The sequence below is a fragment of the Pseudomonas sp. Z2-11 genome (genome assembly GCF_054161305.1).
On sequence record NZ_CP096395.1, the window covers coordinates 4,930,169 to 4,942,282 of the forward strand.

The following is a 12,114-nucleotide window of genomic DNA, read 5'->3' on the forward strand; positions in this document are numbered from 1 at the left end:
CCCATGCTCCGCCCTACCCTCCGTTTCACCGGCTTCTGCGCCGGCCTGTTGATCTGCGCCAACGCCATGGCCCTGTCGCTCGGTGATCTCTCGCAGAAGGACGCCACGGGCGGTCTGAAGGATGCCCTCACCCAAGGCGCCCAGATCGCGGTCAAGCAACTGGGTAAGCCTGGCGGTTTCAGCAACAACCCCGACGTGAAGATCGAGCTGCCGGGCAAGCTCGGTAAAGTCGCCAGCAAGATGAAGGCCTTCGGCATGGGCGCTCAGGTCGATCAATTGGAAACCAGCATGAACCAGGCTGCCGAAGCCGCCGTGGTGCAGGCCCAGCCGATCCTGGTGGATGCGGTGAAGAACATGAGCGTGACGGATGCCAAGGGCATTCTGAGCGGCGGCAACGACTCGGCCACGCAATACCTGAACAAGAGCAGCCGCGAGCAGATTCGCGCGAAGTTCCTGCCGATCGTCAAGCAAGCCACCGACAAGGTCGGCCTGGTCCAGAAGTACAACGCCTTCGCCGGCCAGGCTGCGACACTCGGCGTGGTGGACACCAAGAGCGCCAACGTCGAGAACTACGTGACCGAGCAGGCGCTGGACGGTCTGTTCGAAATGATCGCCAAGCAGGAAGCAACGATCCGCCAGAACCCGGCGGCCGCGGCGACCAGTTTGGCCAAGAAAGTGTTTGGCACCCTCTGAGCCAAGCGAAAAAACACTGTGGGAGCGAGCCTGCTCGCGATAGCGGTATCAGCCATAGCATGTTTGTTGGCTGTTACAACGCTTTCGCGAGCAGGCTCGCTCCCACATTTGATCCTCGGTGCTATCAGAATTGCGTCAGTTTTTCCTGACCCTGAACCACGCCGCATACAACGCCGGCAGGAACAACAGCGTCAACGCCGTCGCCACGATCAAGCCGCCCATGATAGCCACTGCCATGGGCCCGAAGAACAGGCTGCGCGACAGTGGGATCATCGCCAGGACCGCCGCCAGTGCAGTCAGTACAATCGGCCGGAAACGGCGCACGGTCGCTTCGATGATCGCCTGCCAGGGGGCGAGACCCGCCTTGATGTCCTGTTCGATCTGGTCCACCAGGATCACCGAGTTGCGCATGATCATCCCGGACAACGCGATAGTGCCGAGCATGGCGACGAAACCGAACGGCTGGCGGAACACCAGCAGGAACAGCGTGACGCCGATCAGTCCCAGCGGCGCGGTGAGAAACACCATCGCCGTGCGCGAGAAGCTGCGCAGCTGCAGCATCAGCAACGTCAGCACCACCACGATGAACAGCGGCACGCCCGCATTCACCGATTTCTGCCCGCGGGTTGAATCCTCCACCGTGCCCCCGACTTCCAGCAGATAGCCGTCCGGCAACTCTGCGCGAATCGGGTCCAGGGTCGGGAAAATCTGTTGCACCAGGGTCGCCGGTTGTTCCTTGCCATAGATGTCGGCCCGTACGGTCACGCTGGGTAGACGGTTGCGGTGCCAGATCACCCCTTCTTCAAAGCCATATTCCAGCGTCGCGATCTGCGACAGGGCAACGCTCGTGCCGTTGTCGGTAGGCACCGCCAGGCTTGGCAACAGTGAAAGCTCGGTGCGCTCATGCACGGTGCCGCGCAGCAGGATCTCGATCAGTTCGTTGTCCTCGCGGTACTGGCTGACACTGGAGCCGGTGAGGGAGCTTTGCAGGAAGCTCGACAGGTTGGCGGTGGTGACGCCCAACGCGCGGGCGCGATCCTGATCGATGTTGAGGTACACCACCTTGCTCGGTTCTTCCCAGTCCAGATGGACATTGGCGACGTAGGTGTTTTCGCGAACCTTTGTCGCGACTTTCCGGGCAAGCGCGCGGACTTCTTCGATGTGCTCACCCGTCACCCGAAACTGCACCGGATACCCCACGGGCGGGCCGTTTTCCAGGCGTGTGACCCGCGAGCGCAGGGTCGGGAACTGCTCGTTCAGTGTGCTGATCAGCCAACTGCGCAGGGGCTCGCGGTCTTCGATGGTCTTGGCCAGCACGACGAATTGGGCAAAGCTCGGCGCCGGCAGTTGTTGATCCAGCGGCAAGTAGAAGCGTGGTGAGCCGGTGCCGACGTACGCCACGTAATTGTCGATGCCAGCGTGGTCCTTGAGCAGCGCTTCAAGGCGCTTGACCTGCTCCGCGGTGTTGACCAGCGAAGCGCCTTCGGCCAGCTTCAGGTCGACCATCAGCTCCAGTCGTCCCGACGCCGGGAAAAACTGCTGCGGGACAAAACGGAACAGCACCACCGAGCCGACGAACAACAGCACGGTCAAGGTGATCACCGTCTTGCGTCGACGCACGCACCACTCCACCGTTCGCCGGACTCGCTGATAGAACGGCGTGCCGTAGGGGTCCGGCTGGCCGTCAGCGGTGCCATGCCTGGCCGCGTGAATCTTCGCCAGGTCCGGCAGGAGTTTTTCCCCGAGATACGGCACGAACACCACCGCGGCCACCCAGGAAGCCACCAGCGCGAGGGTCACCACCTGGAAAATCGAACGGGTGTACTCACCGGTGCCCGATTGCGCGGTGGCGATCGGCAGGAACCCCGCCGCGGTGATCAGGGTGCCGGTGAGCATCGGGAACGCCGTGCTGGTCCAGGCAAAGCTGGCCGCCTTGATCCGGTCGTAGCCCTGCTCCATCTTGATGGCCATCATCTCCACCGCGATGATCGCATCGTCCACCAACAGCCCCAGCGCCAACACCAACGCGCCGAGGGAAATCTTGTGCAAACCGATGCCCAGGTAATACATCGCGGCGAAGGTCATCGCCAAGACCAGCGGAATCGCCAGCGCCACCACCATTCCGGTGCGCAGCCCCAGGGAAAAGAAGCTCACCAGCAACACGATCGTCAGTGCTTCCACCAGTACCTGGACAAACTCGCCAACGCCAGTCTTCACCGCAGCCGGCTGGTCGGAAACCTTGCGCAGTTGCATGCCGGCCGGCAGGGTGTTCTGGATGCGGGCAAACTCGGCTTCGAGGGCCTTGCCGAGGATCAGGATGTCGCCGCCCTCCTTCATCGCCACGGCCAGGCCGATGGCGTCCTCCGCCATGAAGCGCATGCGCGGCGCCGGTGGATCATTGAAGCCGCGACGAACATCGGCCACGTCACCGATGCGGAAGGTCCGGTCGGCCACGCGGATCGGAAAGTCACGGATCTCTTCCACGGTCTGGAAATTCCCCGAGACCCGTAGCTGCAATCGCTCGCTGCCGGTCTCGAAGAAGCCGGCGGTCGATACCGCGTTCTGCGCCTCCAGCGCCTGCTGGACTGCCGCCAGGGGCAGGCCGAGGGTCGCCAGTTTCACGTTCGACAGCTCGACCCAGATTTTCTCGTCCTGCAGGCCGACCAACTCGACCTTGCCTACGTCCTTGACCCGCTGCAGCTGGATCTGGATACGGTCGGCGTAATCCTTGAGCACGCCATAATCGAAGCCGTCGCCGGTGAGCGCGTAGATATTGCCGAAGGTAGTGCCGAACTCATCGTTGAAGAACGGTCCCTGGATACCGGGCGGCAAGGTCTGCCGGATATCGCCGATTTTCTTGCGGATCTGGTACCACAGCTCGGGAATCTGCTTGGAATGCATGGAGTCGCGAGCCGCAAAAGTCACCTGGGATTCTCCCGGGCGGGAAAACGAGACGATCTTTTCGTAGTCGCCGGTTTCCATGAGCTTCTTTTCGATACGCTCGGTGACCTGGCGCGACACTTCCTCGGCCGTGGCCCCTGGCCAGACGGTACGGATGACCATGGCCTTGAAGGTGAATGGCGGATCTTCGCTCTGACCCAGCTTGGTGTAGGAAAGCGCGCCGACGATCGCCAGCAAGAGCATCAGGAACAGTACGATCTGGCGGTTACGCAACGCCCATTCGGAGAGATTGAAGCCCATCGGGGATTACTCCTTGGCCGCCAGGTTGACCACGCGATTGGAGCGATCCACCGGCCGAACCTGCTGGCCGTCCAGAAGCACATGCACGCCAGCGGCCACCACCCAGTCATTGGCACTCAGGCCTTCGAGCACCGGCACGGTCTTTTCACCGAAGGCGCCAATACGCACCGGGACTTTCCTGAGCGTGTTGTCGGGCTTGACCACCCAGACGAAGGTGGCGCCGTTCTCGGCGGTGAGGGCCGACAATGGCACCGACAGCGGCGCCTTTTCAGCGGTCTGGATAAACACCCGGGCGCTCTGGCCCAGTTCCGCCGGGACGCTGCCAGCGGTGAAGGCGACGCGCGCGGCGAAGGTACGGGATTTCGGATCGGCGGCCGGCGAGAGTTCGCGGATGCGTCCGCTGAAGCGCTGATCGGGCTGGCTCCACAACTCCACCGACACTGGCTGGCCGATCTTGAACCGACCAAATCCCTGCTCCGGCAGGCTGATCAACACTTCACGCTCGCCGTCGGTGGCCAGGGTGAAGACGGTCTGTCCAGCCGACACCACTTGGCCGACTTCCACCGCCCGCCGGGCCACCACGCCGTCCTGGGGTGCACGCAACACCGAATAGCTGGCCTGGTTGCTGGCAACGTCGAATTCGGCCTTGATCTGCTTGAGCCGCGCGGCACCGGAGCGATAGAGATTCTCGGCGTTGTCGTATTGGGAGCGGCTGACCATCTGCCGCTCCATCAAGGTCTTGTAGCGGTCACGCTCGGCTTTTACCAGGCTCAGGTTGGCCTCGGCCGCGGCAACCTGGGCCCGACTGGCTTCCAGTTGCAGGCGCACATCCTCGGGGTCGAGTTCGGCCAGCGCCTGGTTGGCCTTGACCCGCTGGCCCTCTTCCACCAGCCGGCGGCTCACCTTGCCGCCAATGCGAAACGCCAGGTCCGGCTCGAATCGCGCCCGTACTTCGCCGGGATAACTGTCCATTGCCTGGGCCGAAGGCTCCGGCTTGACGACCATCGCAGGGCGCACGGCGAGCGGCGTCGGCTCCTCATGACCGCACGCAGACAATAAAAAAGCCAGGCTGACTGGCACGGCGAGGGGCAGGACATAGCGGAACATGGTGGATGACCTTTCGCTAATGGTGCTTGGAATAATTATACTGGCGAGTATGTTATTAATAGCAAACTCACCAGTCCAGTATTAAAAGCGAATAATGTCGAACAATCCTCCCTCCTCCAGCGGCCCTGGTCGCCCCAAGGATCTGGCCAAGCGCCAGGCCATTCTCGACGCCGCGAAACGCCTGTTCCTGAGCCTGGGCTACGCCAGCACCAGCATGGACGCCGTGGCCACCGAGGCCGGCGTCTCGAAGCTGACCGTCTACAGCCACTTCAATGACAAGGAAACGCTGTTTTCCGCCGCCGTGATTGCCAAGTGCGAGGAACAGGTGCCGCCGCTTTTCTTCGAATGGGCCGACGGTGTTCCGATTGAACACGTGCTGCTGAACATCGCCCGCGGCTTCAACCAACTGATCAACAGCGACGAATCGGTGAACCTGCATCGGCTGATGGTGGCGTTGGGTAGCCAGGATCCAAAGCTCTCGACCATCTTCTACCAGGCCGGCCCGCAGCGAATGCTCTCAGGGATGGAAAGGTTGCTGACCAAGATCGACCAGAGCGGCGCCTTGAGCATCGACAAACCGCGCAACGCCGCCGAGCATTTTTTCTGCCTGATCAAGGGCGCGGCGAACTTCAGGCTGTTGTATGGCTGCGACGGGCCGCAGGACGCCGAAGCGGCCGAAGCGCATGTGCAGGAAGTGGTGGGGTTGTTTGTGCGGGCTTATCGGCCTTAGTTCGACCGGTCACTTTCGCTGGCTGGGAGGGCCTCTTCGCGAGCAGGCTCGCTCCCACAGGAGAACTGTGGTGAATATGGATTCTGCTGAACAGCTCCTTCCCAAGACCCTATGTGGGAGCGAGCCTGCTCGCGAACGAAGTCACCCCGGTCTCAGGCCTTGAGCGCTTTCTTCGGATAGATATCGTACCGACTGGACTTGCCTTCCAGCCCATGGCTCGGCTTCGGCCCTTCAATGCAGGGGGCCTTGCGCGGGCGCTTGACCACCACCCGGTGGGTCGCCAACGCCAGCGCGGCGGCAAGCAGCGCCGGGGCGTCGGTATCATCGCCCACCAGCGGGCGGAACAGGCGCATCTCTTTTTTCACCAGGGCGGTTTTCTCCCGATGGGGAAACATCGGGTCCAGGTAGATCACCTGGGGCGGCTCGCCTTGCCAGCTGCGCATCACTTCGATGGAATTGCCCTTGAGCAAGCGCATCCGCGCCACAATCGGCGCCACATCGAAATCTTCCGCACCGCGAGCCAGGCCATCCTCCAGCAAAGCACCGATCAAGGGTTGACGCTCGATCAGGCTCATCTCGCAGCCGAGACTCGCCAGCACGAACGCATCCTTGCCCAACCCCGCCGTGGCATCCAGCACTCGCGGACGCACACCCTGGGCGACACCGACTGCCTTGGCGATCATCTGGCCACTGCCGCCCCCGTACAAACGACGATGGGCTGCGCCGCCCTCGACAAAATCCACGCGCACCGGTCCCGGCGCATCGGGACCCAGCTGCTGCAATTGCAACCCGTGCTCGCCGACCTGCAAGGCGAACTCGCCGTCATCCATCTGCAACGGCAGGCCGAGCTGCTCGGCCCACTGCTCGGCGCGGGGCTGGAACGCCGGGGCCAGGGCCTCGACATGGATGCGGCAAGCCGCGAGTTGCTCAGTCATGAAAACATGCTCAAAAAATTAAGGATCGGCAAAAACGGCCGATAACAACGGTGAACGGCATTTTGCCAGAGCTGAGCGTCGACCGAGAAAAATGTCAGACATTCAATCCACATCGATAGGCGTTATCTCCCCTTACGGCGATTACAGCCTGCGCAACACCCAAGCGCTGAGCGGCGTCAGTCACCTGTGGCAGGATTTTTTTGCCCGGGCCCTGGCCGACCAGTTGGGTGAAAACGCACCGGCGCCCGGCAGCTACCAGCCAGTCGCCCTCGATGAAGCGGTTGAACCGACCCTGGGCGCCGAGCTGCTGGAGCATATCGTCAGCCAGCGCACCTGCGACGTGACGGAAACCCAGGTCAAGCCACCCGAGCCGTTGTTCCTGCCGATCGCCGAGTTCGAACTGGATTTGCTCGACAAGCCGTTCCCGCCCTTCCCGCCAGAAGAAATCGTCGCACAGCAAAAGCAACAGACCTTCGAGAGCAACTGGGTTCGCCCGATCGTCCTCGCCGCCGGTCAACCGTTGCCAGAACCGGGCCCGGCACCACAGCCGCGTCGACTGCCCCTGCCGATTGCCGAATTCGAACTCGACCTGTTGGACAAGCCATTCCCTCCATTCCCGGAAGAGGAACTGGTGGCACAGCAGAAACAACTGGACTTCGACACTCGCTGGGCGCGTCCGATCGTACTGCAGAACCTGCGCATCGCTGCCTGATTCCTCAACGACAAATCCACCAGGGCCCCACATCCAGATGAAAATGGTTGCGGTGCGCCGCGTTGTAATCCGGACTCAAGACCACACTGAACATGTCGCAGGCGCCATCGCGCACCTGCCGTAGAAACTGCGCATCGGTGTTGTCCTTCGGCCAATCCCTGAGCACGCTGACGGCTCGTCCATCGGCCAGGCGAAACCCGGCGATGTCCAACGCGCTGGCAGTGGCGTGCTGGCTGCGCGCGCCGCTTTCACGACCGTACATGTTGCGACAGGCAAAACTGCCCAGGTGATCGACCCGCGTGACTTGCTTGCCATAGGCGGCCATTGCCGCTGGCTGCAACGCATGGCGCTCGAACAGCGCGAAGGCTACCGCCAGAGGGCAACTGGCGAGGAAGCTGCTGCTCAGCGCCACGTCACCGCCCTGCACCCGCAGCACATTGGTCAGCGGGCACGAGGTATTGGCGCCGCTGTCGGCCTGGCGAGCGGTGCGCAGCCCCGACGTGGCGAGCGCCTGGTCACACAGTTGCGGATCGTTGCGCAGCGCCATGAGTTTGTAGCGGGTCAGCAGATTTGGCGGCGCTTTCACGTCCAGCGGCGCCCAGGGGTTCCATTGCGGCGGCACGGCCAGCCAACCGCGCCATACCGCCACCACCGCGACGCCAGCGATCAGCGCCAATACCATCAGTCCTTTCAAAAACCGCACGACAACGCCTCGGGATTCAACCCTTGAATAATTGATTGGCCTGGTTGAAAGGCATTGAGCGACGGGTGAAGGTGAAGGTCCCCTGTTGCTGGATTTCTTCGGCGGCGCGGAAAAACTCGCCATACGCCGCCAGCGCGAGGGCCGATCCGACACTGATGCGCTTGACGCCTAGTTCACTCAACTGGGCTACCGTCAGGTCCAGCGCGCCGGACATCAGTACGTTAACGGGCTTGGGCGCCACGGCCCGGACCACCGCCAGCACTTGCTCGGCGCTGCTCAGCCCCGGCGCGTACAGCACATCGGCGCCGGCGTCGGCGAAGGCCTTCAGGCGCCGGATAGTGTCGTCCAGATCCGGCCTGCCATGCAGGAAGTTTTCTGCCCGCGCGGTCAGTAGGAAAGGGAAAGGCAGACTGCGCACCGCCTCGGCGGCGGCCTTGATTCGCGCCACGGCGTGCTCGAAATCGTAGATCGGGCTGTCTTCGCGGCCCGTGGCATCTTCGATGGAGCCCCCTACCGCGCCGGCGTCCGCGGCGCGGAGCAAGCTGCGGGCGCAGTCTTCGGGCGCATCGGCAAAGCCGTTTTCCAGGTCGACGGCTACTGGCAGGTCCGTGGCCGCAACAATCGCTCGCACATTCGCCAGCGTGTCATCAAGGCCCAGGGCGCCGTCAGGTCGTGCCAGGGAAAAAGCGTGACCGGCACTGGTCGTCGCCAATGCTTCAAAGCCGAGGCTGGCGAGCATCTTTGCCGAACCGGCATCCCATGGATTGGGAATGACAAACGCCCCATCGCGTTCGTGCAAGGCCTTGAACGCCTGGGCTCGGCGGGTTTGTGCATCCATGAAAGTCGCTCCTGAGCAATTTTGCGGAGTTCGCCTCAGAGCAGACCGAGTTGCTCGGCGGCGGGTTCTCTATATAGCTCAGGCAGCGCCGGCAAGCCAGGCAAACGCTTCATCAGGCGGCTGTGAAAATGCATCGCGAGTTTCGCCGCGAGCAGATTGTCCGCGGTGTGCAGGAACATATACGGCGTGCGCCCCTCTTCGATCCACACGGCGATTTTTTCTACCCATGGCGTCAGGAACGGCTCGTTGGCCTCCACTACCGGATGACCGACGAAACGCACCTGCGGGTATTGAGTGAACGCCGCCGGTCGCGTCGGCACCCGGGGCTTCTTGTATTGCGCGTGAATGACTTCAGGGGCGGTCGACGCGCAGCTGAACAGGCCGCGGGGATCGAGACAGATGCGTTCGACACCACGATCGAGCAGCAAACGGTTGAGCTGTCGTTCAGCGTCGCCTTTGGCAAAAAACTCATCGTGACGCACCTCTACGGCCAACGACCGTGGGAACGCGTCGATGAATGCCGCCAGCTCCTGCAATCGATTGGGCGTGAACGCCTTGGACAGTTGCAGCCAGAACGGCGAGACGCGCTCGCCCAACGGGCTTAGCAACTGGACAAAGGTTTCGGTGGCGGTCAGGTGTTCGCGCAGGTCGCCGCCGTGGCTGATGTCACCGGGGATCTTGGCGGTGAAGCGAAAGTGCTCGGGCATGATCTCGGCCCAGCGCTGAACGGTGGACGCGGCCGGGCTCGCGTAGAAGGTCGTGTTGCCTTCCACGGCGTTGAATACTTGAGAGTAGAGACCGAGGAAATCGGAGCTTTTGGCATCCTGGGGATAAAGATAATCGCGCCAGGCGTTTTCGCTCCAGGACGGGCAACCCAGATAGTAGGGCAACCGCATCAGATGTAGAGGTCGAGGCCCAGCACTTCCATATCCCAATCAACAAAACCGGCGGTGCTCAGGTAGCTGGCCAGCGCCGTGGCGACACTGCGGCTCATGGCGCGGTGATACAGCATGTCCTGCTGACGGGCGGGAAGATTGCTCAGGCGTTGCGCAGAGGCTTTGGCGGCGCGGGCGGCCAGTTGCTCTTCGGACGGAAATTCCAGCTCACCATCGATGTCATCGAAGTTTTCCGGCTCAGCGGCTTTACCCGCACGAGGCCGACGCTTGATGGGGTAGGACTGGGATGAAACGCCGTCTATACGCATAACAGAATGCTCGGTATCAATGATGGCAATTTAGCGGCACATTCGTATCCGCGCAAATGCGCAAGTGATAACTAGAACACATAAAGGCAAAAAGGTTTAAAAACCGGCGAAAAAAGTGACGACTGGCAATTTTGGGTGTGACTTTTGGGCCTTGGGATGACTTTGGCGGATTTTGAGCCGGAGCAACGCCTTCGTGGCGAGGGAGCTTGCTCCCGCTGGGTTGCGAAGCAACCCCAAGACTTGATTTCAGCCCGACCAGTAAGGATACCAAGGAGATTTCAGGGCCGCTTCGCGCCCCAGCGGGAGCAAGCTCCCTCGCCACAATTGTGCTCGCTCGAGAGTGTGGTCAAGTTTGGGTTTACCGTTCGGACTTGGGCGTCGCGACCTTGTCCCGCAGGTACACCGGCTGCGCATCGTCGGCAGGGATGGCTTCGCCGCGTTCCCAGGCAAAGCGTGCCAGGGCCAGCAGGTCTTCGGCATGGGGCAACATCGAGGCATCCTGGCCGACAAGGCTGACGCCGATTCGCTCGCCGTAGCCCCAACCGGTACCGGCGCCGAACCAGTCGCCGCTGGTGTCAGCCGGCAACGCCGCCGCTTCGGGAGGCAACACCGCCTCGGCACCGACCAGGCGCATCTCGCCAGCGGTTTCGCGATAGCAGCCCCAGTACACCTCGTCCATGCGCGCATCGATGGCGGCCGCTACCTGATGCGCGCCGTGCTCGCGCAAGGCGCGCTGGGCCAGTACGGCCAGGTTCGAGACCGGCAATACCGGGCGTTCCAAGGCGAAGGCCAGGCCCTGCACGACGCCAATGGCGATGCGCACGCCGGTAAACGCCCCTGGGCCGCGACCAAAGGCGATCGCATCCACGGCTTGCAAGGTGATCCCGGCATCGCTGAGCAATTGCTGAATCATAGGCAGCAATTTTTGCGCATGCAGGCGCGGGATCACCTCGTAGTGGCTCGTGACCTTGCCGTCATGCAGCAAGGCAACGGAGCAAGCTTCAGTCGCGGTGTCCAGGGCCAGCAAGGTGCTCATCGATATGTCCGTAAATCAGGTGGGAAAAAGTGCGCCAGTATAAACAACTACGGCCCGCAAGCGGGCCGTAGTTGAGGCTGCGATCAGCGTTTTCAGCTCAGTGCTTCAAGCACCTTGCCGGTGATCGCGTCGACCGAGCCGACGCCCGGGATGTGGCTGTACTTCGGCTTGCCCTGGGCAGCGGACAGCTTCTGGTAGAAATCCACCAGCGGCTTGGTCTGGGAATGGTAGACCGACAGGCGATGACGCACGGTTTCTTCAGTGTCGTCCTTGCGCTGCACCAGCTCGTCGCCAGTCACGTCGTCCTTACCGGCGACCTTTGGCGGGTTGTAGACGGTGTGATAGACACGACCGGACGCTTCGTGAACGCGACGCCCGGCAATACGCTGGACGATCTCCTCGTCATCGACCGCGATCTCGACAACATGGTCGAGCTCCACGCCAGCGGTCACCAGGGCTTCAGCCTGAGGGATCGTGCGTGGGAAGCCATCGAACAGGAAGCCGTTGGCGCAGTCGGCTTGAGCAATGCGGTCCTTGACCAGCGCGATGATCAGGTCATCCGACACCAGGCCGCCGGCATCCATGATGCTCTTGGCCTGAACACCCAGTGGGGTGCCAGCCTTGACCGCGGCGCGAAGCATGTCGCCAGTGGAGATTTGCGGGATACCGAATTTTTCGGTGATGAACTTTGCCTGAGTACCTTTACCGGCCCCGGGAGCTCCCAGCAGAATGACGCGCATCGATGTGCTCCTCAATTTTTTTATGTAAAACGCTCGGATTCGCCTCGTGGGGCCAATCTTCGAAAAACTTGATCGTGACCGCCCAAACGGCCAAAGGCTGATCAAGATACACAGCGGGCCCGACCCACACAAGCCGCCGAAAGTCGGAGTAACCCGCGCCGCACGCGACCTTCGTAGGGGGGAGTGAGAGTCGCAAGCGGACAACAAACTGTCGC

General features: G+C 62.2%; 12 protein-coding genes. 3 read left to right on the forward strand and 9 right to left on the reverse strand.

Annotation, left to right across the window (positions count from 1 at the left end):
* Nucleotides 1-3 precede the first annotated feature (3 nt).
* Nucleotides 4-693 carry a DUF4197 domain-containing protein gene (locus M1E16_RS21865; RefSeq protein WP_458128354.1) on the forward strand — a complete coding sequence of 230 codons (690 nt, stop codon included), beginning with the start codon at nt 4-6 and terminating at the stop codon, nt 691-693.
* A 135-nt stretch (nt 694-828) separates the two neighbouring features.
* Here M1E16_RS21865 and M1E16_RS21870 read toward each other — a convergent pair whose 3' ends face one another.
* Complete coding sequence (locus tag M1E16_RS21870) at nt 829-3,894, reverse strand: efflux RND transporter permease subunit (RefSeq protein ID WP_458128355.1); 3,066 nt, start codon at nt 3,892-3,894, stop codon at nt 829-831.
* A 6-nt stretch (nt 3,895-3,900) separates the two neighbouring features.
* Complete coding sequence (locus M1E16_RS21875; protein WP_458128356.1) at nt 3,901-5,001, reverse strand: efflux RND transporter periplasmic adaptor subunit; 1,101 nt, start codon at nt 4,999-5,001, stop codon at nt 3,901-3,903.
* 94 nt (nt 5,002-5,095) lie between these two features.
* On the opposite strand from M1E16_RS21875, the gene M1E16_RS21880 reads away from it, so the two are divergent.
* Nucleotides 5,096-5,731: a TetR/AcrR family transcriptional regulator gene (locus M1E16_RS21880; protein ID WP_434572083.1), complete on the forward strand. Its 636-nt coding sequence runs from the start codon at nt 5,096-5,098 to the stop codon at nt 5,729-5,731.
* Between the two features lie 152 nt (nt 5,732-5,883).
* Here the strand turns inward: M1E16_RS21880 and M1E16_RS21885 are convergent, their stop codons facing one another.
* Nucleotides 5,884-6,666 (reverse strand): class I SAM-dependent methyltransferase, encoded by a 783-nt coding sequence (locus M1E16_RS21885; RefSeq protein ID WP_434696917.1) that lies wholly within the window; start codon nt 6,664-6,666, stop codon nt 5,884-5,886.
* Nucleotides 6,667-6,757: 91 nt separating this feature from the next.
* On the opposite strand from M1E16_RS21885, the gene M1E16_RS21890 reads away from it, so the two are divergent.
* Nucleotides 6,758-7,378 (forward strand): energy transducer TonB, encoded by a 621-nt coding sequence (locus tag M1E16_RS21890; RefSeq protein ID WP_305499072.1) that lies wholly within the window; start codon nt 6,758-6,760, stop codon nt 7,376-7,378.
* A 4-nt stretch (nt 7,379-7,382) separates the two neighbouring features.
* Here the strand turns inward: M1E16_RS21890 and M1E16_RS21895 are convergent, their stop codons facing one another.
* The 6 genes from M1E16_RS21895 to adk all read right to left on the reverse strand — a co-directional run bounded on the left by M1E16_RS21895 (nt 7,383) and on the right by adk (nt 11,899).
* Complete coding sequence (locus tag M1E16_RS21895) at nt 7,383-8,060, reverse strand: extensin-like domain-containing protein (RefSeq protein ID WP_434658098.1); 678 nt, start codon at nt 8,058-8,060, stop codon at nt 7,383-7,385.
* 37 nt (nt 8,061-8,097) lie between these two features.
* Nucleotides 8,098-8,919, reverse strand: coding sequence for an isocitrate lyase/PEP mutase family protein (locus M1E16_RS21900; RefSeq protein WP_458128357.1), 822 nt, complete (start codon nt 8,917-8,919; stop codon nt 8,098-8,100).
* A gap of 35 nt (nt 8,920-8,954) precedes the next feature.
* Entirely contained in the window at nt 8,955-9,815 is an 861-nt protein-coding gene (locus M1E16_RS21905) for a DUF72 domain-containing protein (protein ID WP_434601732.1), read from the reverse strand.
* Nucleotides 9,815-10,123, reverse strand: coding sequence for a hypothetical protein (locus M1E16_RS21910; protein ID WP_305499067.1), 309 nt, complete (start codon nt 10,121-10,123; stop codon nt 9,815-9,817). The genes M1E16_RS21905 and M1E16_RS21910 overlap by 1 nt, the downstream gene beginning before the upstream one ends.
* Before the next feature lie 358 nt (nt 10,124-10,481).
* Nucleotides 10,482-11,159, reverse strand: a complete 678-nt coding sequence (gene tsaB, locus M1E16_RS21915) for a tRNA (adenosine(37)-N6)-threonylcarbamoyltransferase complex dimerization subunit type 1 TsaB (protein WP_434601733.1) — start codon at nt 11,157-11,159, stop codon at nt 10,482-10,484.
* A gap of 92 nt (nt 11,160-11,251) precedes the next feature.
* Nucleotides 11,252-11,899 carry an adenylate kinase gene (gene adk, locus M1E16_RS21920; RefSeq protein ID WP_434698771.1) on the reverse strand — a complete coding sequence of 216 codons (648 nt, stop codon included), beginning with the start codon at nt 11,897-11,899 and terminating at the stop codon, nt 11,252-11,254.
* Nucleotides 11,900-12,114 lie beyond the last annotated feature (215 nt).